The organism is Paenibacillus pasadenensis DSM 19293, assembly GCF_000422485.1.
GTDB classification, from domain to species: Bacteria; Bacillota; Bacilli; order Paenibacillales; family Paenibacillaceae; genus Paenibacillus_O; species Paenibacillus_O pasadenensis.
The window spans coordinates 1-20,402 of the sequence record NZ_KE383850.1; the positions used below are offsets into that span (position 1 = coordinate 1).

At 63.5% G+C, this 20,402-nt stretch carries 19 protein-coding genes, 6 tRNA genes and 1 rRNA gene; 25 read left to right on the forward strand and 1 reads right to left on the reverse strand.

All coding sequences use genetic code 11. The features are described from left to right. The 9 genes from H582_RS0115615 to H582_RS0115655 all read left to right on the forward strand — a co-directional run. Nucleotides 1-220 (forward strand): 23S ribosomal RNA (locus tag H582_RS0115615); the annotation flags it as partial. A gap of 140 nt (nucleotides 221-360) precedes the next feature. Beyond that, nucleotides 361-437 (forward strand) — tRNA-Met (locus H582_RS0115620). 7 nt (nucleotides 438-444) lie between these two features. Continuing rightward, nucleotides 445-520 (forward strand) — tRNA-Val (locus H582_RS0115625). A 9-nt stretch (nucleotides 521-529) separates the two neighbouring features. After that, nucleotides 530-606 (forward strand) — tRNA-Asp (locus H582_RS0115630). A gap of 17 nt (nucleotides 607-623) precedes the next feature. Next, nucleotides 624-699, forward strand: a tRNA-Phe gene (locus H582_RS0115635). Nucleotides 700-744: 45 nt separating this feature from the next. Next, nucleotides 745-830, forward strand: a tRNA-Tyr gene (locus H582_RS0115640). A gap of 12 nt (nucleotides 831-842) precedes the next feature. Further along, nucleotides 843-918 (forward strand) — tRNA-Lys (locus H582_RS0115645). A 145-nt stretch (nucleotides 919-1,063) separates the two neighbouring features. Further along, nucleotides 1,064-2,164, forward strand: coding sequence for a PucR family transcriptional regulator (locus H582_RS0115650; protein ID WP_028599275.1), 1,101 nt, complete (start codon nucleotides 1,064-1,066; stop codon nucleotides 2,162-2,164). A gap of 108 nt (nucleotides 2,165-2,272) precedes the next feature. Next, on the forward strand, nucleotides 2,273-3,394 hold the full coding sequence (locus tag H582_RS0115655; RefSeq protein ID WP_028599276.1) for an ABC transporter ATP-binding protein: 1,122 nt from the start codon (nucleotides 2,273-2,275) through the stop codon (nucleotides 3,392-3,394). A 94-nt stretch (nucleotides 3,395-3,488) separates the two neighbouring features. Here the strand turns inward: H582_RS0115655 and nagZ are convergent, their stop codons facing one another. Continuing rightward, the gene (gene nagZ, locus H582_RS27920) at nucleotides 3,489-4,958 is read right to left on the reverse strand and encodes a beta-N-acetylhexosaminidase (protein ID WP_084137360.1); all 1,470 of its coding nucleotides are present in this window, start codon (nucleotides 4,956-4,958) and stop codon (nucleotides 3,489-3,491) included. 252 nt (nucleotides 4,959-5,210) lie between these two features. On the opposite strand from nagZ, the gene hprK reads away from it, so the two are divergent. The 16 genes from hprK (at nucleotide 5,211) to H582_RS27940 (ending at nucleotide 20,315) form a co-directional block, all read left to right on the forward strand. Next, nucleotides 5,211-6,149 (forward strand): HPr(Ser) kinase/phosphatase, encoded by a 939-nt coding sequence (hprK, locus tag H582_RS0115665; RefSeq protein WP_028599277.1) that lies wholly within the window; start codon nucleotides 5,211-5,213, stop codon nucleotides 6,147-6,149. Nucleotides 6,150-6,173: 24 nt separating this feature from the next. Further along, nucleotides 6,174-7,199 carry a prolipoprotein diacylglyceryl transferase gene (gene lgt / locus H582_RS27925; RefSeq protein WP_052333327.1) on the forward strand — a complete coding sequence of 342 codons (1,026 nt, stop codon included), beginning with the start codon at nucleotides 6,174-6,176 and terminating at the stop codon, nucleotides 7,197-7,199. Continuing rightward, nucleotides 7,168-7,830, forward strand: coding sequence for a pyrophosphatase PpaX (gene ppaX / locus H582_RS0115675; protein ID WP_028599278.1), 663 nt, complete (start codon nucleotides 7,168-7,170; stop codon nucleotides 7,828-7,830). The genes lgt and ppaX overlap by 32 nt, the downstream gene beginning before the upstream one ends. Next, nucleotides 7,827-8,321 carry an acyltransferase gene (locus H582_RS0115680; protein ID WP_028599279.1) on the forward strand — a complete coding sequence of 165 codons (495 nt, stop codon included), beginning with the start codon at nucleotides 7,827-7,829 and terminating at the stop codon, nucleotides 8,319-8,321. Before ppaX ends, H582_RS0115680 begins: the two co-directional genes overlap by 4 nt. An 87-nt stretch (nucleotides 8,322-8,408) precedes the next feature. After that, entirely contained in the window at nucleotides 8,409-9,521 is a 1,113-nt protein-coding gene (locus H582_RS27930) for a polysaccharide deacetylase family protein (protein WP_052333328.1), read from the forward strand. 186 nt (nucleotides 9,522-9,707) lie between these two features. Then, nucleotides 9,708-10,988 carry an ATP phosphoribosyltransferase regulatory subunit gene (locus H582_RS27935; RefSeq protein WP_084137361.1) on the forward strand — a complete coding sequence of 427 codons (1,281 nt, stop codon included), beginning with the start codon at nucleotides 9,708-9,710 and terminating at the stop codon, nucleotides 10,986-10,988. Beyond that, nucleotides 10,985-11,632, forward strand: coding sequence for an ATP phosphoribosyltransferase (hisG, locus tag H582_RS0115695; RefSeq protein WP_028599280.1), 648 nt, complete (start codon nucleotides 10,985-10,987; stop codon nucleotides 11,630-11,632). Before H582_RS27935 ends, hisG begins: the two co-directional genes overlap by 4 nt. A gap of 28 nt (nucleotides 11,633-11,660) precedes the next feature. Then, nucleotides 11,661-12,989 carry a histidinol dehydrogenase gene (hisD, locus tag H582_RS0115700; protein WP_028599281.1) on the forward strand — a complete coding sequence of 443 codons (1,329 nt, stop codon included), beginning with the start codon at nucleotides 11,661-11,663 and terminating at the stop codon, nucleotides 12,987-12,989. Between the two features lie 2 nt (nucleotides 12,990-12,991). Further along, nucleotides 12,992-13,603 (forward strand): imidazoleglycerol-phosphate dehydratase HisB, encoded by a 612-nt coding sequence (gene hisB, locus H582_RS0115705; protein ID WP_028599282.1) that lies wholly within the window; start codon nucleotides 12,992-12,994, stop codon nucleotides 13,601-13,603. Nucleotide 13,604: 1 nt separating this feature from the next. Next, nucleotides 13,605-14,237, forward strand: a complete 633-nt coding sequence (gene hisH, locus H582_RS0115710) for an imidazole glycerol phosphate synthase subunit HisH (RefSeq protein WP_028599283.1) — start codon at nucleotides 13,605-13,607, stop codon at nucleotides 14,235-14,237. 28 nt (nucleotides 14,238-14,265) lie between these two features. Next, entirely contained in the window at nucleotides 14,266-15,021 is a 756-nt protein-coding gene (gene hisA / locus H582_RS0115715; RefSeq protein ID WP_028599284.1) for a 1-(5-phosphoribosyl)-5-[(5-phosphoribosylamino)methylideneamino]imidazole-4-carboxamide isomerase, read from the forward strand. Between the two features lie 18 nt (nucleotides 15,022-15,039). Continuing rightward, nucleotides 15,040-15,798, forward strand: a complete 759-nt coding sequence (hisF, locus tag H582_RS0115720) for an imidazole glycerol phosphate synthase subunit HisF (protein ID WP_028599285.1) — start codon at nucleotides 15,040-15,042, stop codon at nucleotides 15,796-15,798. Next, a complete protein-coding gene (hisIE, locus tag H582_RS0115725; protein WP_028599286.1) occupies nucleotides 15,795-16,496 on the forward strand; it encodes a bifunctional phosphoribosyl-AMP cyclohydrolase/phosphoribosyl-ATP diphosphatase HisIE in 702 nt (233 codons plus the stop codon). Before hisF ends, hisIE begins: the two co-directional genes overlap by 4 nt. Nucleotides 16,497-16,588: 92 nt before the next feature. Next, a complete protein-coding gene (gene hisJ, locus H582_RS0115730) occupies nucleotides 16,589-17,395 on the forward strand; it encodes a histidinol-phosphatase HisJ (RefSeq protein WP_028599287.1) in 807 nt (268 codons plus the stop codon). Nucleotides 17,396-17,490: 95 nt separating this feature from the next. Next, nucleotides 17,491-18,441: a ribose-phosphate diphosphokinase gene (locus H582_RS0115735; RefSeq protein ID WP_028599288.1), complete on the forward strand. Its 951-nt coding sequence runs from the start codon at nucleotides 17,491-17,493 to the stop codon at nucleotides 18,439-18,441. A 155-nt stretch (nucleotides 18,442-18,596) separates the two neighbouring features. After that, nucleotides 18,597-20,315 carry a tetratricopeptide repeat protein gene (locus tag H582_RS27940; RefSeq protein ID WP_043111478.1) on the forward strand — a complete coding sequence of 573 codons (1,719 nt, stop codon included), beginning with the start codon at nucleotides 18,597-18,599 and terminating at the stop codon, nucleotides 20,313-20,315. Nucleotides 20,316-20,402 lie beyond the last annotated feature (87 nt).

Consider the following 20,402-nt stretch of genomic DNA (forward strand, 5'->3'; position numbering starts at 1 on the left):
TGGACGTACCGCTGGTGTACCAGTTGTTCCGCCAGGAGCACCGCTGGGTAGCTACGTACGGACGGGATAAGCGCTGAAAGCATCTAAGCGCGAAGCCCCCCTCAAGATGAGATTTCCCAGTATGTAAGACCCCTGGAAGACGACCAGGTCGATAGGCTCGAGGTGGAAGCGCGGCAACGTGTGCAGCTGACGAGTACTAATCGGTCGAGGGCTTATCCTATTCAAGCAAGAACCAGCCGGTCAGCACGGCATTTCGTTCGATCCAGTTTTCAGGGCGCAAGCTCGTTTTGCTTCACGGACTAGTGCCGGAGAGCAGGACAAGTTGTGCAGGCATTTGGCGATGCCTGACCTGACACATGTGGCGGCATAGCTCAGCTGGCTAGAGCGTACGGTTCATACCCGTGAGGTCGGGGGTTCGATCCCCTCTGCCGCTACCACTTATACGGAAGCTTAGCTCAGCTGGGAGAGCATCTGCCTTACAAGCAGAGGGTCGGGGGTTCGATCCCCTCAGCTTCCACCATTATCGCCTGGAGCTGTGGTGTAGAGGCCTAACATGCCTGCCTGTCACGCAGGAGACCGCGGGTTCGAATCCCGTCAGCTCCGCCATTTTTTCAATCATATACGGCTCGGTAGCTCAGTTGGTAGAGCAAAGGACTGAAAATCCTTGTGTCGGCGGTTCGATTCCGTCCCGAGCCACCATTGGTTTTCTAAGTGAGCTTCAATGGCGCATCTTAGAGCAAATGTGGAGGGCTAGCGAAGTGGCCAAACGCAGCAGACTGTAAATCTGTTCTCTGACGAGTTCGGTGGTTCGAATCCATCGCCCTCCACCACTTCATCTTCAAGAGCCATTAGCTCAGTTGGTAGAGCACCTGACTTTTAATCAGGGTGTCGAAGGTTCGAGTCCTTCATGGCTCACCAGTTTTATCGATCCAAGCCCAGACCTTGTCTGGGCTTTTTTTGTCGTTCCCCCGCAAGCGGCTGGCGATGCGCGTTGGAAGAGGCGCTCTGCTTCATGGTACACTTGGGTCATAGCTCATCCAAAGACAGGAACAGGAGATGACACATGGCATCGGCAGACTGGCTGGAAGAACTGAGGCATATCCTGGACGCGGATCTGCAGCTTCGCTCCTATAAGCCGGGGCAGTGGCAGGAGCTGGAGACGCTGGCGGACGAAGACCCGGAGCTGTTCCGGCAGCTGCCGGATGGTGCGGTAGCGGTGCAAGGGACAGCAGACGCGCAACGGGCGGACGTGCTGGAGATCCGGCGAGCAAGGCCGCTCGGCCATACCGAGCTGCGCCTGATCGGCTGGATGCTAGGAGCGATGAAGGCCGGCAAAGCCGCGCCTGCGGCGCCGACCGGAGTCGAGAAGCAGGCGGCGTCTCTCGGAGCCTGGATCATGGAGCAGCTGGAGAGGCCGCAAGCGGAGATGCTGCCGGAGGCGCTCACGATGGGCGGCCGGCTGTATGCCGACATGATTCCTTTCCTGCTCATCCGAGAATATCACGGACTCGTCGACGAGCCGTACGCCGAGCTGGAGAAGCTGCTGCGCTCCTTCTTCGAGGAAGAGATCATCCTGCTGCCGCTGCAGCGCAACGAGTGGCTTATCCTGAGCCCGACTGCGCCTTTGAGCGACTCTTTGCTGGATTCGGGGGAAGAGGAGGAATCGGAAGAGGAGAGCCTGCGCTCGATCGGACTTGGCCTGCATGACATGCTGGCAAGCGAGTGGCTCGGCGAATGCCATATCGCAATCGCTTTTCCGATCCAGCCGTCCAAGTCGATCGTCGAGACGACCGCCCTGCTGCGGGAAACGGTGCAGCTCGGACGCCGCTTCCAGATCGGGTCGAGCGTGCACCTGCCCTGGGAGCTCCACCTCGAGCGGCTGCTCAGCGCGATCCCCGAAGGAGACCGCGCGCGGTTCGTGGAGCAGGCGTTCAGCCGCTCCGACTACTATGTGGAGCCGGAAATCATGACGACGCTGGAGACGTTCTTCTCGCTCGACTGCAACGTGAGCGAGACGGCAAAAAAGCTGTACATTCACCGGAATACGCTGCTGTACCGACTGGACAAGCTCAAGCAGGAGACCGGACTCGATGTGAGGCTGTTCCGGGACGCAGTCATGGTCAAGGTCATTCTGCTATTGTATAAAGTTACGAAAAGACCCTGATTTTTTTGTAGGAGTTGTGCATAGTCACACGCTTACATTTTCGGTTAAGATGGATCTACAAGAGGAACAGCAGGAACTCACCATCACTCACATAGGGGGAAAACGAACATGGCAGGCGTACGTTTAGAGCATGTTTACAAGAAATACCCTGGATCCGACAACGCATCGGTCAAGGACATCAACCTCGACATCAAGGACAAGGAATTCCTCGTTCTGGTCGGTCCGTCCGGCTGCGGCAAATCCACGACTCTTCGTATGATCGCTGGCCTTGAAGAAATCTCCGAGGGCAAGCTGTTCATCGGCGACCGCCTCGTGAACGACGTCGCTCCGAAAGACCGCGACATCGCGATGGTATTCCAATCCTATGCCCTGTACCCGCACATGAACGTGTACCAGAACATGGCCTTCGGCCTGAAGCTGCGCAAGTTCAAAAAAGCGGATATCGATAAGCGCGTGCGCGAAGCCGCGAAAATTCTCGACATCGAGCATCTGCTCGATCGCAAGCCGAAGGCGCTCTCCGGCGGTCAACGCCAGCGTGTCGCCCTGGGCCGCGCCATCGTCCGCGAACCGCAAGTGTTCCTGATGGACGAACCGCTCTCCAACCTTGACGCCAAGCTGCGCGGCCAGATGCGCGCTGAGATCAGCAAGCTGACGAAGCGTCTGGAAACGACCACGATCTACGTAACCCATGACCAGATCGAGGCCATGACGATGGGCGACCGCATCGTCGTCATGAAGGACGGCATCATCCAGCAAAACGCAACTCCGGAGGAGCTGTACAACCATCCGGTGAACATCTTCGTCGCTGGCTTCATCGGCGCTCCTGCCATGAACTTCATCACGGGCACGCTGAACGAAGTCGCCGGCGCCCTGCGCTTCAAAGCTCCAGGCGTGGACGTCGTCCTGCCGGAAGGCAAAGCTCAAGCGCTCCGCGACAAGGGCTTCTCCGGCAAAGAGGTTGTTCTCGGCGTGCGTCCGGAAGACCTGCATGAAGAGCCGGTGTTCCTGGAAGCATCCCCGAACAGCATCGTTACGGCGAACATCGAAGTTGCCGAGAACCTGGGCCATGAGATGTACCTGTACCTGAACGGCATCGGCAACGATACGGTCATCGCTCGCGTAGACGGACGCTCCGGCATGCGCGACGGCACGACGGTCAAGCTGGCGCTGGACATGAACAAGGTCCACATCTTCGACAAAGCGACCGAGCTGAACCTGTTCGAGAACTAATTCAACGAACGACAAAGGCGATCCCATCCGGGATCGCCTTTTTTTGCGCTTGGAGCTGCTGTCGATGCGGGATGGGATGGGCCCGCGCCGGGCTTCAGGGAGCCGTGCCGAACGGCGCGAGAGCCGCTTCGACCTGCCCGTTCAGCCGTTTCAGCGAAGGGACGGCGTTTGGCGAGTCGTCGAGCTTGTAACGAAGCTTCAGCGCGAGGATGCGGTATATGCTGTCGTTCAGCCTTCGGGTCGAAACCGTCCCGTTCTGGACGGCTTTTTGCAAAGCGGCGAAGACGAGCTGCGCCTGCTGCGGATCGTGGCAGACGAGCACGAGATCTCCGCCTGCAGCGACGAACCGCACCGCGGCATCGCCGAGATCATAGTTGTCCGTGATCGCGCCCATCGTCATGTCGTCGCTGACGACGAGGCCGTCGAATCCAAGCTTGCCGCGCAGCAAGCCGCCGATGATCGAGCTGGATAGAGACGCCGGCCAGTCGGGATCGAGCTTGGGCAGCAGAATATGGGCAACCATGACGGCGTCCGTCCCCTTCTCGATGGCGGCTTCGAATGGCGCCAGCTCTATTTTGGTCAGGCGGCTCAAATCATGGGTCAAGACAGGAAGCTGCTTATGCGAGTCGACGGCTGTATCGCCATGTCCCGGGAAATGCTTGACGACGCCGAGGATGCCTGCCTCCTGATGGGCTTTCAGCTCGGCGATGCCTAGCTTGGCGACCAGCTCGGGGCTGCCGCCGAACGAGCGGTCGCCTATGACCGGATTGTCGGGATTGCTGTTCACGTCCAGCACGGGAGCGAAATTGACGTTGAAGCCGAATGCCTTTACCCGCTCGGCCAGCTGCTTGCCTACCGCCCGAGCATAGTCGACATCGCCGCTTTGACCGACTGCTCCGCTTGCCGGCAAGCGGGTCATGGAAGCGGGAAAGCGGGTCACGCGGCCGCCCTCCTCATCGACGCCGAGGAACAGCGGCTGCCCGCCAGCCTGGCGGTTAAGCTTCTTGAGCTCGTTCAGCAGCGACACGGTGCTCGAGATCGTCTCCATATTGCGCCGGAACAGGATGAAGCCCCCGGCCTGGCGATGTTCGATGAGGCGGGCGACGGCTTGATCCGGCGCGCTGCCGTCGATGCCGGCGACGAGCAGCTGTCCGATCTTTTCCTCCGGGGCCATCCGCAGCACCTGATCCGCGAGCTGCTTTCGCTGCGGCTCGGACAGGCCGGAGATGCGGGGCCAGACATGCGCGGGAACGGCGGCCGAAACCGAATTGGCGTAGGAAGCGGGAGCGGACGTATCGGCGACGGGAGCGGGAATCGATTCGGCGGACGAAGCAGAGGCAGCGCCAGCAGCGGACGGCAGCGCGGGCTTGGCAGGAGCCGTAAAGGCGGCGACAGAGGCGGATGCCGGCGCGAGGGCGGTGACGGCTGCCGTCAGCGCGTCGGGCGAGTCTGACGGCCGGGATGACGCGTAGGCCAAGGGAAGCGTCGCCGCAGCGGAAAGCAGCAGGCAAGCGGCAAGACGTCCCGGCCGCAAGCGGGACGGCGACTTTCGTTTTGATCTCATGGGGCAGCACCTCCGCAGGGACAAGGAATGGACGGTCCGGACGATCCGCTTGAAAAGATGGACGACAAGCGCTTCCAAAAGGTTTCTCCGGCGAGGATCGGGAATCCTTCCGAAATCAGGAAAAGCCGCATTGGGCCGCTACGTTGCGCCGAAAGCGGATTTCCATTAGGATGGAACTAACAGCCAAGGAGCAATGAACCACCACTATTCCTACATAAGTCTTGCAGAAGGAATCGATACAGGGAGGCTTCCATGCCTAAAAAAGTAAAGGTATCTGAATTGATCCAGCCGTTCCAGCTGGAAATCCTGGCCGGCGAGGACGGACTGAAGCGCTTCATCACGACGGATGATCTGTACCGGCCCGCTCTTGAAATGGCCGGCTATTTTCATTATTACCCGAAAGAGCGCGTTCAACTGCTCGGCAAGACCGAGCTTGCCTTCATCGAGACGCTGGGCAGCGAGGAGCGGCGCGAGCGGCTGGAGCGGCTCTGCCATGACGAGACGCCATGCATCCTGCTGACGCGCGGGCTGGAGCCTCCGACGGAGCTGCTGGAGCAGGCGACGGAGAAGCAGATTCCGGTGCTGCGCAGCCAGATTTCGACGACGATCTTCTCGAGCCGGCTGACGAACTTCCTGGAGCGCCGCCTCGCGCCGACGACGACGATCCACGGCGTGCTCGTCGACGTCTACGGGATGGGCATCCTCATCACCGGCGGCAGCGGCATCGGCAAGAGCGAGACGGCGCTCGAGCTCGTCAAGCGCGGCCATCGGCTCGTCGCGGACGACGCGGTGGAGATCCGCCAGACGTCGGACGGCCAGCTGCACGGCACCGCGCCGGAGCTGATCCGCCATCTGCTGGAAATCCGCGGCCTCGGCATCATCAACGTGATGACGCTGTTCGGGGCAGGGGCGATCCGCAACAACAAGCGCATCAGCGTCGTCATCCGCCTCGAGAACTGGCAGCCGGACAAGCAGTACGACCGGCTCGGACTGGACGAGGAGACGACGCGCATCATCGAGACCGACGTGCCGCTCGTCACCGTGCCGGTCCGGCCGGGACGCAACCTGGCGGTCATCATCGAGGTGGCGGCGATGAACTACCGGCTCAAGCGCATGGGCTACAACGCGGCGCTGCAGTTCACGAACAAGCTGACCGAGACGATCGCCGACGATATGGACGATTACGAATAATAGAACGGAAAGAGGTCTGTCTGGATGACGCCTATCAGCCTGCTCATTGACCCTATCGCTTTCAAGCTGGGACCGATCACGGTCCATTGGTACGGCATCATTCTCGGGCTCGGCGCGCTCGCCGGCCTGGTGCTGGCCATCCGGGAGGGCAAGCGCTTCGGGCTTTCCTCCGATTTCTTCATGGACATCCTGCTGCTCGGAGTGCCGTCGGCGATCCTCGCGGCGAGGGCGTACTTCGTCCTGTTCAAGTGGGACTACTATCGCGAGCACCCCGGCGAGATCCTCGCCATCTGGAACGGCGGCATCGCCATCTACGGCGCGCTGATCGGCGCCGTCATCAGCGCGGTCATCTACTGCCGCGTCAAAGGCTACAGCTTCTGGAGAATCGCCGACATTTGCGCGCCGTCGCTGCTGATCGGGCAGATCATCGGGCGCTGGGGCAACTTCGTCAATCAGGAAGCCTACGGCGGGCCGGTGACCAAGCGCTTCCTCACCGGAGAGCTGCATCTGCCGGACTGGATCGTCAACCAGATGTATGTCGAGAAGGACGGCCTGTTCCATCATCCGACGTTCCTGTACGAGTCGCTGTGGAACGTGCTCGGCATCGTGCTGATCTTCGTGCTGCGCCGCCGTCCATGGGTGCGCGCGGGCGAGATGTTCTTCACCTATCTGATCTGGTATTCGATCGGCCGCTTCTTCGTCGAGGGGCTGCGCACGGACAGCCTGGCGTTCCAGGGACCGGCTTGGCTCGCCTCGCTGATGGATGCGCTCTGGTCGCCGATGACGGCGATGTTCCAGGCCGGATTCCTCGATCCGAACTACGGAAACGTCCGCAGCTCGCAGCTGATCGCGGTGCTGACCGTGCTCGCCTGCGCGATCCTGATCGCGGTGCGGCGCAAGGCGGGCTGGTCCTCGGAGCGCTACAGCGACCCGATCCTCAACCGCAAGACCGGCCTGCCGGCCGGAGCGGAATCCGAGACGGCGCCTGCCGTCTCTGCCAAAGGCAAGGAGAATCAAGATGACCCGCAAAATCAAAACCCTACTGTTTGACCTCGACGGCACGATCCTGGATACGAACGAGCTTATCATCCGCAGCTTCCTGCACGCGCTGCAAGGCGTCGCGCCGGAAGGCTTCGGGCGGGAGCAGATGATTCCGCATATGGGACTGCCGCTGCTCGACCAGATGAACTTCTTTTCCGGACTGGCCGATGCCTCGCATCTGATCCCGATCTACCGCGAAATGAACCTGCGGCTGCACGATGATCTCGTGAAGCCGTTCCCCCATACGCTCGAGGTGCTGCAGCGCCTCAAGCAAGAGGGCTTCCAGCTCGGCGTCGTCACGACGAAGATCCGCCTGACGACCGACAAGGGCCTCAAGCTGACGGGGCTGTTCGACCTGATGGACGCCATCGTCACGATGGATGACGTGACGCAGCCGAAGCCCGATCCGGAGCCAGTGCGGCTGGCGATGGAGCAGCTCGGCGCCGATCCGGCCGCGACGTTCATGGTCGGCGACAGCGCGGTCGACATGCAGTCCGCCATTGAAGCTGGCGCGGTGCCGATCGGCGTCGCCTGGTCGCTCAAGGGCGAGCAGCTGCTCCGCGAATACGGGGCGCAGCATGTGCTGCAGGATATGAGGGACCTGTATGCGCTGGTCGGACTGGAGCCGAGCCCCGCGTGAGGCGGGTGGAGCGATATCCGACCGAGGGGCCGAACGCGCTGTGGCAGGTGTATCGGACCGTCAGCCGCTTCAAGGCCGTGCGCAATTTCGCGGCGATCCAGGTTTCCCGATACTGTCCGTCGCTTCCGGTCAAGAACTGGATCTACCGGAACGTGCTCGGCATGAAGGTCGGGCGGACGACTTCGTTCGCGCTCATGGTCATGGTCGATGTCTTTTTCCCGGAGCGGATCACCGTCGGAGACAACTGCATCATCGGCTACAACACGACAATCCTGACGCATGAATACCTCATCCGGGAATACCGGCTCGGCGATGTCGTCATCGGCAACGACGTCATGATCGGAGCCAACACGACGATCCTGCCGGGCGTAACGATCGGGGACGGAGCGGTCGTCGCGGCCGGTTCGGTCGTGCACCGGGACGTGCCTGCAGGAGCGTTCGTCGGGGGCAACCCGGCGCGTCCGATCGAACGGAATAAAAGGGATGTATAAGGGAATCGTTTCAACCAGGGAGAAACCTTTTGCGAAAGCGGATCGTCAGGGAGATGGATTCGCTGAGGCAAGAGGAGGACAATCAATATGGATCGGACCGGCCGCTTCGCGCTGCTGACCGCGCTGCTTGCCGCCGCTGTTCTCGCCACGGGCTTGGCGGGAGCGGCCTTTTCGTATAAAGACAGAATTCCGATGCTTGGAAAGCTGCTCGGGCCGCAAGGCGAGCCCGTCTTGTATCAAGGATTGAAGCCGGAGCCGGATACGCCGGACGGCCGCTACTATCGGAACAAGGTGCTCGTGCTGATGATCCACGATGTCGCGCCCGCTCCGGCCGACGACAAGGCGCTCGCGCTGGACAAGCTGGACCGGCAGCTGACGCTGCTCCGGGCGAACAACTTTCATGTCATCTCGATGGACGAATACAAGCGCTTCATCCGCCGCAAAGGGCCGGTGCCCGACAATGCCGTGCTGCTGACGTTCGACGACGGCTACGAGTCGTTCTACCGCTATGCGTATCCGCTGCTGCTCAAGCATGGCGTCACGGCGACGAACTTCCTGATCGCGAGCACGATCGGCGATGCGAGGCGCGACGGCGTCGCCAAGCTGAGCTGGGAGCAGGTGCGGGAGATGAAGCGGGGCGGAATGGAGTTCTACAGCCATTCCTTCAACTCCCACGCTTACGCGCCGGAGGCGGCGCTGGGCGGCGGACAGACCGCGCTGCTGGCCGGCCGCGCTTTCGTCCCGAGGCTGGGAAGACGGGAGACCGAGCGCGAGTACGAGCGCAGGATCGCAAGCGATGTGCGCCAGGCCAATGCGGTGCTGCGCGAGAAGCTCGGCGTCCGCAACGACGTGCTGGCTTTTCCTTACGGGGCCTTCTCCCAGCCGCTGCTGCGCGCGTGCCGCAAGGAAGGGATCGACGTGACGCTGACCGTCAAGCCGGGACTCAACGGTCCCGGCCAGCACAACGGCTACCGGCTCAACGCCGGCGGAGCCGACAATGATCCGGCGCTGCAGATCGCGCTCATGAAGCATGCGGAGGAGCGGCTCGGCCATGTCCGGTACGAGCGGCCGAGCTTGATCTATATGCTGCTGCTGCTGCCGCTCGTCTGCCTGCTGCTCGGCGCCCTGTGGCTGCGCAGCGCGTGGGAGCTGGCCGTAGAGCTGCGGCTGCGATCGCGGATGCGGCGAGACCCGATGTAGCAAGAAGGAGCGGAAGTCGGCACGAGCCGCCTCTGCCGGCAACCGCCGGACGGAGGCGGCTTAACGCAGGTTGACGGATGCGGAGCGTTCGTGATAGTATAACCCATACCTTTACTTTGGCAGTATGGTAACATGGTAGTACATTAACGCGTTAAAGTGATGCGCGTCTTTATAGGAGATTGGATCATGTCGAAACCGAAGGTGTTTGAAAAGCCGGTCGGCGTCAAGGACTACTTGCCGCTGGCCGTGTCGAAGCTGCGCCAGATCGAGCGCAGCGTGCTCAGCTGCATGGCCGGCTGGGGCTACGAGCAGATCATGACGCCGACGCTGGAGTATTACGATACGGTCGGCGTCGCGAGCTCGACGTCGGATCAGCGGCTGTTCAAGCTGCTCAACAACCGCGGCACGACGCTCGTGCTGCGCTCGGACATGACGGCGCCGATCGCGCGCGTCGTCTCCTCCTTGCTGCGGGAGCACGAGTTCCCGCTGCGGCTGTCGTACCATGCGAGCGTTTTTCGCGCGTTCGAGAACGAGGCGGGGCGGGACGCGGAGTTTTTCCAGACGGGCGTGGAGCTGGTCGGAGACGCTTCCGCCGAGGCCGATGCGGAGGTGATCGCGCTGGCGATCGCCTCGCTGCAGGCGGCGTGCGTGCAGCGGTTCCGGATGGCGGTCGGCCATGTCGGTTTCCTCAACGGGCTGCTGGAGGAGCTGCTGCCGGGCCGGGAGAGCGATCAGGGCCGGCTCAAGGACTATCTGCTGAATCGCGACCATGTCGGCTATCGCGACGAGCTGCGCCGGCTCGGCCTCTCCGAGAGCGTGCGCCGGGAGCTCGAAGGGCTGCTGCGCCTGCGCGGCGGACGCGCGGCATGCGAGCAGGCGCTGGAGCTGAGCGCCAACGAGACGGCGCGCAGCGCGATCGGCCATCTGTGCGGAGTGTGGGACGCGCTGGAGGCGTACGGCGTGAGCGAGCATGTGCTGATCGATCTGACGATGATCGGCGACTTCTCCTATTATACGGGCATGACGTTCGAGGGCTATGCTTCGGATCTCGGGTTCCCGGTCGTGGCGGGCGGACGGTACGACAATCTGCTGCAGCAGTTCGGCCGGCCCGCGCCGGCGACGGGCTTCGCGATCAAGACGACGCGCGTGCTCGAGCTGGTCGGCGAGGAGAGCGAGCCGCAGCGGCGCATCCTGATCGGCTACGACGCCGCCTCGCGCGAGCGGGCGCTGGCCGAGGCGGGCCGCCTGCGCGGCGAGGGCGCCGTCGTCGTGACGGCGCTGCTGGAGGCGCCGGGCGTGGCCCATGGCGCGCAGGCGCGAGCAGCCGGAGCAGCCGCAGGAGAGCGGCTGGAGCGCAAGGCGCGGCGGCTGCCGGATGGAGAGTCGGTCCGTTATGGCGGACAGACCTACGGGGTTTTTGTTCCTTTTTTCAACGATGAAGAGGCAGGAGAGGGGGCGGGACGATGAGCGGAGAGCCGACGAAGGACATTCTCAAGGTGGCGATGCCCAAGGGCCGCATCTACAAGCAGGCGTCCCGCCTCTTCCGCGAGGCGGGCTTGCTGATCCAGGAGGACCTGGAGGATACGCGCAAGCTGATCATCGAGGTGCCGGACGCGCGGATGGAGTTCATCATGGCCAAGCCGGTCGACGTGCCGACCTATGTGGAGTACGGCGTGGCGGATATCGGAGTCGTCGGCAAGGACGTGCTGATGGAGGAAAACAAGGACGTCTACGAGCTGCTCGACCTCGGCATCGCGCCGTGCCGCATGTCGGTCATCGGACTGCCGGACTGGAAGCCGGTCATGAACCCGCGCGTGGCGACCAAGTATCCGAACGTCGCTTCGCAGTACTTCCGCGAGCGCGGCCAGCAGGTGGAGGTCATCAAGCTGAACGGCTCGATCGAGCTGGCGCCGCTGATCGGCCTCGCCGACCGGATCGTCGACATGGTCGAGACCGGACAGACGCTGCGCGACAACGGGCTCGTGGAGATGGAGTCGATGTTCGGCGTGACGAGCCGCCTGATCGCCAACCGCGTCAGCTACCGGATGAAGAACGACCGCATCCAGTCGCTGTGCGACCGGCTGCAGGCGACGCTGTCGGCGCGAGTCTAGAGTCTAGGAAGGAAAGGGGAGAGAGACGATGCGGATCATGCGAGCGGAGCAGTTCAAGCTGAGCCGGGAGGTCGAATACGGCACGCCGGAGCAGAACGAGTCGGTGCGGCAGACGGTCGAGGCGCTGCGGACGCGCGGGGACGAGGCGCTGCTGGAGCTGACGGAGCGCTTCGACGGCGTGCGGCTGAGCGCGGCGCAGCTGCGCGTCGGCGAGGCGGAGATCCAGGCGGCGTACAGCCAGGTCGAGCCGGACTTTCTGGAGGCGCTGCGCCAGGCGGCGGCCAACATCCGCGCCTATCACGAGCGGCAGAAGCGCCAGTCGTGGATGGACGTGCAGCCGGACGGCACGATGCTAGGGCAGGTGATCCGGCCGCTGAAGCGCGTCGGGGTCTACGTGCCGGGAGGCAAGGCGGCGTATCCGTCGTCGGTGCTGATGAACGTCATCCCCGCCCAGGTGGCGGGCGTGCCGGAGATCGTGATGGCGACGCCGCCGGCGACCGGGGGCAAGCCGGGCATCGACCCGTACATCCTCGTCGCGGCGGCCGAGGCCGGCGTCAAGGAGATGTACCGCATCGGCGGCGCGCAGGCGGTGGCGGCGCTGGCCTACGGCACGGAGACGATCCCGCCGGTCGACAAGATTACGGGACCGGGCAACATCTATGTGGCGCTGGCCAAGCGCGCCGTCTACGGGGCGGTCGACATCGACAGCCTGGCCGGGCCGAGCGAGATCGCGGTGCTGGCCGACGAGACGGCCGATCCGGCTTATGTGGCGGCGGACCTGCTGTCGCAGGCGGAGCATGACGAGATGGCGTCGAGCCTGTTGATCACGCCTTCGGCCGCGTTGGCCGAAGCGGTCGCGGCCGAGGTGGAGCGCCAGCTCCCGCTGCTGCCGCGGGCGGCGATCGCGCGCGAGTCGATCGACCGGCACGGCGCCGCGCTGCTTGTCGACTCGCTGCAGGCAGGCGTCGACGTCGTCAACCGGCTGGCGCCGGAGCATTTGGAGATCATGACGGCTGATCCGATGGGGCTGCTCGGCTCGATCGAGAACGCCGGCGCGATTTTCCTCGGGCCGTACAGCTCGGAGCCGGTCGGCGACTACTTCGCCGGTCCGAACCACATCATCCCGACCAACGGCACGGCGCGCTTCAGCTCGCCGGTGAACGTGGACGACTTCATCAAGAAGTCGAGCCTCATCTCGTACAGCCGCGAGGCGCTGCTGCGGGACGGAGCGCAGATCATGACGCTCGCCCGCCACGAGGGGCTGGAGGGCCATGCCCGCGCGATCGGGGCGCGGCTGGACAAGGAAGCGGCCGCAGGCGCGGCCGGACTTCAATCGACAGAAGGAAAGAGGGCATAGAGATGGCGACTGGGGACAACGGGCGGGAGCTCCGCCGCGCCGAGGTGGCGCGCAAGACGAACGAGACGGACATCAAGCTGGCGTTCGCCGTGGACGGCACGGGCGTATCGGAGATCGAGACGGATGTGCCGTTCCTGAACCATATGCTGGACCTGTTCGCGAAGCACGGCCAGTTCGACCTCAAGGTCGACGCCCGCGGCGACGTGGACATCGACGACCACCATACGGTGGAGGACATCGGCATCTGCCTCGGCCAGACGCTGGCGGAGGCGCTCGGCGACAAGCGCGGCATCAAGCGGTACGCCAGCGTGTTCGTGCCGATGGACGAGGCGCTCGCGCAGGTCGTCATCGACCTGAGCAACCGGCCGCATTTCGAATACCGGGCCGAGTATCCGTCCCAGCAGGTCGGCAGCTTCTCCACGGAGCTCGTCCACGAGTTCCTTTGGAAGCTGGCGCTCGAGGGGCGCTTCACGCTGCATGTCATCGTGCACTACGGCAAAAATACGCATCACATGATCGAAGCGGTGTTCAAGGCGCTCGGACGCGCGCTCGACGAGGCGACCTCGATCGACCCTCGCGTGCAGGGCGTGCCGTCGACCAAGGGAGTGCTCTAGCATGAGCGCGATCGCGGTCATCGACTACGGGCTCGGCAATCTGCACAGCGTCAGCAAGGCGGTGGAGCGGCTCGGCTGCGAGGCGCTTGTGACGTCGGACCTGGCGGAGATTTTGAGCGCGGACGGGGCGATCCTGCCCGGCGTCGGCGCGTTCGGCGACGCGATGGCATTCCTGCGCGAGACCGGCATGGACGAGGCGACGCGCGCGTTCGCCGCATCCGGCAAGCCGCTGCTCGGCATCTGCCTCGGCATGCAGCTGCTGTTCGACGAGGGCGAGGAGCACGGTCCGCATCAAGGACTGGGGCTGCTGCCGGGCCGCGTCGTGCGCTTCCGGGGCGAGTACAAGATTCCGCACATGGGCTGGAACCGGCTGCAGTTCCGGCAGGAGAGCCCGCTGCTGGAAGGGCTGGAGGAGGGGCATGTGTACTTCGTGCATTCCTACCACGCGCTGCCGGCGGAGCCGTTGGATCTGATCGCGGTGACGGACTATCATCAGCCGGTGACGGCGATCGTCGGCCGCGGCAACGTGACGGGAATGCAGTTCCACCCCGAGAAGAGCGGGGAGCTCGGCATGAGCCTGCTGCGAAACTTCCTGAGGCTGGCCGGAGCGCCGGCGGCAAGCGACAACCGATAGGGCGAGAGGCCCGCTTGGAGGAAAAGACATGACCACATTCACGATCTATCCCGCGATCGACATCCGCGGCGGCAAGGCGGTCCGGCTCGTGCAGGGCGACTACGCCCAGGAGACCGTCTACAACGACAGTCCAGTTCAGGCGGCCCGCGACTGGGAGGCGCAAGGCGCGTCCTGGATCCATCTCGTCGACCTCGACGGCGCCAAGGCCGGCCATCCCGTGAACGCCGAGCTGATCGGCGAGATCGCGCGCTCGGTGTCCGTGCCGGTGCAGCTCGGCGGCGGCCTGCGCACGGAGGAGGACGTCGAGCGCCTGCTGTCGCTCGGCGTCTCGCGCGTCATCCTCGGCACGGCGGCGATCGAGGACCGCGCGTTCGTCGAGCGCGTGCTGGCGCGGCATGGCGGCCGCGTGGCGATCGGCATCGACGCCAAGGACGGGTATGTGGCGACGCGCGGCTGGCTGGAGACGAGCGAGGTCAAGGCCGAGGAGCTGGCCCGGGAGCTGGCGGCCAAAGGCGCGGAGACGTTCATCTTCACCGACATTTCCCGCGACGGCATGATGCAGGGGCCGAACGTGGAGGCGATCCGCTCGCTGGCCGCGTATTCGGGAGCGGACGTCATCGCATCGGGCGGCGTCAGCCGGATCGAGGATCTGCGCACGCTGGTCGAGCATGCGGGAGAAGGCATCCGCGGCGCGATCGTCGGCAAGGCGCTGTACACCGGCGCGATCTCGCTCGCGGAAGCGGTGCGGGAGCTGGAGCCGCAAGGCCGGCGTCAGGGAATCTAGCGAAAGAAGGTCGAGCCTATGCTGGCTAAACGAATCATCCCTTGCCTGGACGTGAAGGACGGACGCGTCGTCAAAGGCGTCAATTTCGTCAATCTGCGGGACGCCGGCGATCCGGTCGAGCTCGCCTCGCTCTATGACCGCGAGGGGGCCGACGAGCTCGTGTTCCTCGACATCTCCGCCTCGGTCGAAGGGCGGGCGACGATGATCGAGGTCGTGCGCCGCACGGCGGGCGAGATCACGATCCCGTTCACGGTCGGCGGCGGCATCTCGCAGACCGACGACATGAAGCGCATCCTGCGCGCGGGCGCGGACAAGATCGGCATCAACACGGCGGCGGTGCTGAATCCGCAGCTCATCTCGGACGGCGCGCGCCGCTTCGGCTCGCAGTGCATCGTCGTCGCGGTGGACGCCCGCTTCAACCCGGAATGGGGCGAGTGGGAGGTCTACACGCATGGCGGACGCAAGCCGACGGGGCAGCGGGCGCTGGAGTGGGTGCGCCGCGCCGAGCAGCTCGGCGCCGGCGAGCTGCTGCTGACGAGCATGGACGCGGACGGCACCAAGGACGGCTTCGACCTCGCGCTGACGCGCGCGGTGTCGCAGTCGGTCGGCATTCCGGTCATCGCCTCGGGCGGTGCGGGACGCAAGGAGCATTTCGGCGAGGTGTTCCGGGAAGCAGGCGCGGACGCGGGACTGGCGGCGACGATTTTCCACTACAAGGAAATGACGATTGCCGAGGTCAAGGACGAGCTGCGGCGGGAAGGAGTGGCGGTGCGATGAGCAAGGATCTTCAGGCGTCAGGCGGGCTCGAGCTCGACCTGAGCCGCATCAGGTACGACGCGGCCGGTCTCGTGCCGGCCGTCGTGCAGGACGCGCTCACCAAGGAAGTGCTCATGCTCGCCTACATGAGCGAGGAATCGCTGCGCCTCTCGCTGGAGAGCGGCGAGACGTGGTACTGGAGCCGCTCCCGCCAGGAGCTGTGGCATAAAGGCGCGACGAGCGGACATACGCAGCGCATCCGCTCGATCCGCTACGACTGCGACGGCGACACGCTGCTCGTGCGCGTCGAGCAGCAGGGACCGGCCTGCCATACCGGCGCGTACAGCTGCTTCCACAACCCGCTGCCGGTCGCGGGCGGAGAGGCGGCAGCGGAAGCGGCGGCCGGCGACCGCTTCGCGATGCTCGGCGAGCTGGAGGGCACGATCGCCCAGCGGTACGCGGAGCGGCCGGACGGCGCGTATACGACGTACCTGTTCGAAAAGGGGCTCGACAAGATCCTCAAGAAGTTCGGCGAGGAGAGCATCGAGGTCGTCGTCGCCGCCAAGAACGGCGACAACGAGGAGCTTCGCGCGGAGGCGGGCGACCTGCTGTTCCACCTCATGGTGCTGCTTCGCGAGCGCGGCTTGCCGCTGGACGACGTCATGGCCGTGCTTCGCGAGCGCCACGGCCAGCCGACGACGAACAGGATGAATAGGTAGCGAGTTCCGGGAGATGCCGGAACGAGAGCGCTGAGCAGCGAGCTATCCCATAGCGAGAAGCGCCTAGCGGCGAAAGGAGCCCATCCATGACGATCCGCATCGACTACCATACCCATCACGAGCGCTGCGGCCATGCCGTCGGCACGCTGGAGGACTATGTGCGCCAAGGCATCCGCAGCGGCCTCGCGCAGATCGGCCTGTCCGACCACATGCCGCTGCTGCATGTCAGGCCGGAGGACTATTTCCCCGAGATGGCCATGCCGATGGAGGAGCTTCCCCGCTACGTCGAGGAGGTGCTCGAGCTGCGGGAGAAATACCGCGGCCAGATCGACATCCGCCTCGGACTCGAGGGGGACTACATCGAGGGCTGCGAGGAGCAGATCCAAGCGATCATCGAAGCGTATCCGTGGGATTACGTCATCGGATCGGTCCATTTCCTCGGGACATGGGACATCACCGACTTCCGGCAGACGGCCGGCTGGGAAGGCCGCGACCGGCTGCAGGTGTACGAGACGTACTACGACGCCGTCATCAAGGCGGCGCGCACCGGCTTTTACGACTACATCGGTCATATCGACGTCATCAAGCGCTTCGGCTACGCGCCGGAGCAGGACGTGACGCATCTGGAGGACGCCGCGCTGCAAGCGGTCGCGGACGCCGGCATGGCGATCGAGCTCAACGCCTCCGGGCTGCGCATGCCGTGCGCGGAGATGTTCCCGGGACCGCGCATGCTGAGGCGCGCGCATGAGCTCGGCATCCCGGTCACGATCGGCTCCGACTGCCACCAGCCGGAGCGGCTCGAGCAGTACCTGCCCGAAGCGCGCGAGGCGCTGCGCCAGGCCGGCTACACGCAGCTGCTCACGTTCAAGGAGCGCAAGCGCTTCCCGATTCCTTTTTGAAATCTGCGGCTCAGGATGTATAATAGATGTGTCGAACACGCAGAGCTTTAGCAGGATGATGTCAAATTTTTGGTTGGAACGCTCAGGAGGGTATCATGTTTAGCGACAAGTTGCGAATTTTTTCGGGTTCCTCGAACCCGGAGCTGGCGAGGAAGATCAGCGCGGAGCTGGGGCTGCCGCTTGGGGCGATCACGATCTCCCGGTTCAAGAGCGGAGAAGTCTACTGCCACTATGAGGAGACGATCCGGAACTGCCACGTATTCCTGGTGCAGTCGTTCTCCCATCCGATCAACGAGAACCTCGTGGAGCTGCTCGTCATGATCGATGCCGCCAAGCGCGCGTCGGCCAAGACGATCAACATCATCATGCCGTACTACGGCTATGCGCGCCAGGAACGCAAATCCGCGCCGCGCGAACCGATCTCGGCCAAGATGCTGGCGGACATTCTGACGACCGTCGGGGCGACCCGCATCATCACGATCGACCTTCACGCTCCGGCTATCCAAGGCTTCTTCAACATCCCGGTGGACCATCTGACGGCGCTGGACCTCATCAGCGATCATCTCAAGAGCAAAAACATCAAGAATCCCGTTGTCGTTTCCCCTGATGCCGGACGAGCTTCCACGGCGGAGAAGCTGGCCAACTACCTGGATTCGCCTTTCGCTATCATGATCAAGAAACGCCCGGCCCACAACGAGTCCGTCATCACCCACGTCATCGGCGACGTCGAGGGCCAGACCCCGATCATCATCGAGGATCTGATCGACACCGGCACGACGATCGTCAACGTTGTCGAAGGACTGAAGGAGCGCGGCGCCGAAGACGTCTACGTCTGCGCGACGCATCCGCTGTTCTCGGGCAACGCCTTGCAGAAGCTGGACCATCCGCTCATCAAGGAAGTCGTCGTGACCGACTCCATCGCGCTGCCGGACATTCGTTCGGACCGCTTCAAGGTGCTCTCCGTCGCTCCGATGCTGGCGGACGCCACCAAGATCATCATGCAGGGCGGCTCGATCAGCACCCTGTTCAAAAATGCCGGCATCTGACCGGCCAACCTGCTCTTCCGAAGAACGGAAGGCCACTCGCGGCCTTCCGTTTTTTGACGTTTTCGTTCCTTATTTTCTACCGTGTTAAGCGTTACACGTTATGGTATAATCATGTGCATTCGATTTTAACGGAATCAGAGGAGGTGCCTTGGCGGGTGAAAGAGGACAACAGGGCGGCTGCGGACCAGGCAGCGAAGATTATACCGATCCAATGGGACGCGACGTTCTTCTTCGAGCGCGCAGTGCGCTCGATGGACCGCTATCATTACGACAAGGCGCTGAAATATTTCCGCAAGGCCGTGGAATACGAGCCGGACAATCCGGTCAACCATTGCAATCTGGCCGGAATCCTGTCGGAGACGGGCCAGTACGAGGAATCCAATCGGATCCTGATCGAGATTTTGGAGACGCTGGATCCGTCTATGACGGAATGCTTCTTTTATATGGCCAACAATTACGCCAACATGGAGCAGTATGACAAGGCCGAGCACGCCCTGCTGCGTTATCTCGAGGAGGACGAGGAAGGGCATTACCTCGACGACGCCGAGGAGATGATGGAGCTGCTTCAGTACGAGCTGAAGCGCCCTGCGCCGGCCGTAACGATCAAGGCTCGCCAGGGAACGGCGGAGCATGACCGCGCCCGCTCTCTGCTGGAAGAGGGCCGATTCGCCCAAGCGGCCAAGCTGCTGGAGTCGATTTTGGAGCGGACGCCGGATTTCATGGCGGCGCGCAACAATCTCGCCTTGGCCTACTATTATATGGGCCGTCTCGACCGCGCGATGGAGACGATCCGGGAGGCGCTGGAGCAGGAGGAGGGCAACCTTCACGCCTTGTGCAACCTGGCGATCTTCTATCAGCATGCGGACGATCGGGAGCCGCTGGAGCCGCTGACCGATCGGCTGCGCCGGACCGTGCCCTTCCATCAGGAGCATGTGTTCAAGCTGGCGACGACGATGGGCATTCTCGGCGAGCATGAATGCGCCTTGCGCCATTTCCGCCGGCTGCTGAAGGGGGAATCGGGAGAGCATGAGGCTTCGCTCTACCATTATGCGGCGGTAGCGGCCGTGCATTCCGGTCGGCTGGAAGAGGCGCGGCGGTTCTGGCAGCAGGCGGCGCGCCTCGATCCCGAGTCCGATGTGGCCCGGTATTACCTCGAGCAGCTGCCGATGCTGCGCGGGCAGGAAGAGCGGATGACGGCGAGCTACCATTACCACCTGCCCTTCGAGGAGCAGTTCCAGACGTGGGAACGGACGCCGGAAGCGATGCCCGAAGGGATGAGCAGCAATCCGCTCGTGCGCTCCTCGTTTTTCTGGGCGCTGCGCCACGGCGACAGCAAGACGAAGCTGCAGGTCATCCAGGCCTTCGCCGCGATCGGCGACGGAGAGGTGCAGGAAGCGCTGCGGGCGTTTCTGCTGGAGCCCGACGAGGAGGACGATCTGAAACGCATCGCGCTGTTCGTCCTGCGCAAGCTCGGTGTCGAGGAGCCGGTGCCCGCCGTCTTGTCGGGACGCCGCCGGATGCTCGGCTCGGTGGCCGAGACGGCGTTCGAGGACGGCAGCCCGCTGCCGGATTGGGAGCCGAGCTGGCAGATCGTGCTCGATACCGCTTTCCGCCATATGGGGAAAGAGTACGGCCTGCTGCAGCAGTACGATCTGATGAAGCTCTGGCTCGACTACCTCGTCCGGGTGTATCCGGACGTGCCGCGCATGGCCAAGCCGGAGAGCTGGTCGGCCGCGCTTGAATATTTGACCGCCAAGCAGCATCGCCGGACGGTTTCTTATCAGGAGGTAGCGGAGCGCTACGGCGCGTCCGCGGCGACCGTGAGCAAGCATGCCAAGCGCATTGATGAGATTTGCGGCCATTGGGAAAAGTAACGGATGAACGTTTTATGAAGAATACGCCGCCGCTTTTGACGGATCGCCTCGCTTTGGATTAGAATAATTATAATCAAGCAGGCAACA

Bases quoted from the DNA above. Each gene is read 5' to 3' on its own strand.
- H582_RS27935 (WP_084137361.1), top strand. From the start codon at position 9,708: ATGTCGAAACCGAAGGTGTTTGAAAAGCCGGTCGGCGTCAAGGACTAC.
- nagZ (WP_084137360.1), bottom strand. From the start codon at position 4,958: ATGAGATCAAAACGAAAGTCGCCGTCCCGCTTGCGGCCGGGACGTCTT.
- H582_RS0115650 (WP_028599275.1), top strand. From the start codon at position 1,064: ATGGCATCGGCAGACTGGCTGGAAGAACTGAGGCATATCCTGGACGCG.
- hisA (WP_028599284.1), top strand. From the start codon at position 14,266: ATGACCACATTCACGATCTATCCCGCGATCGACATCCGCGGCGGCAAG.
- hisD (WP_028599281.1), top strand. From the start codon at position 11,661: ATGCGGATCATGCGAGCGGAGCAGTTCAAGCTGAGCCGGGAGGTCGAA.
- hisF (WP_028599285.1), top strand. From the start codon at position 15,040: ATGCTGGCTAAACGAATCATCCCTTGCCTGGACGTGAAGGACGGACGC.
- hisH (WP_028599283.1), top strand. From the start codon at position 13,605: ATGAGCGCGATCGCGGTCATCGACTACGGGCTCGGCAATCTGCACAGC.
- hprK (WP_028599277.1), top strand. From the start codon at position 5,211: ATGCCTAAAAAAGTAAAGGTATCTGAATTGATCCAGCCGTTCCAGCTG.
- hisIE (WP_028599286.1), top strand. From the start codon at position 15,795: ATGAGCAAGGATCTTCAGGCGTCAGGCGGGCTCGAGCTCGACCTGAGC.
- ppaX (WP_028599278.1), top strand. From the start codon at position 7,168: ATGACCCGCAAAATCAAAACCCTACTGTTTGACCTCGACGGCACGATC.
- hisB (WP_028599282.1), top strand. From the start codon at position 12,992: ATGGCGACTGGGGACAACGGGCGGGAGCTCCGCCGCGCCGAGGTGGCG.
- lgt (WP_052333327.1), top strand. From the start codon at position 6,174: ATGACGCCTATCAGCCTGCTCATTGACCCTATCGCTTTCAAGCTGGGA.
- H582_RS27930 (WP_052333328.1), top strand. From the start codon at position 8,409: ATGGATCGGACCGGCCGCTTCGCGCTGCTGACCGCGCTGCTTGCCGCC.
- hisG (WP_028599280.1), top strand. From the start codon at position 10,985: ATGAGCGGAGAGCCGACGAAGGACATTCTCAAGGTGGCGATGCCCAAG.
- H582_RS0115655 (WP_028599276.1), top strand. From the start codon at position 2,273: ATGGCAGGCGTACGTTTAGAGCATGTTTACAAGAAATACCCTGGATCC.
- H582_RS0115735 (WP_028599288.1), top strand. From the start codon at position 17,491: ATGTTTAGCGACAAGTTGCGAATTTTTTCGGGTTCCTCGAACCCGGAG.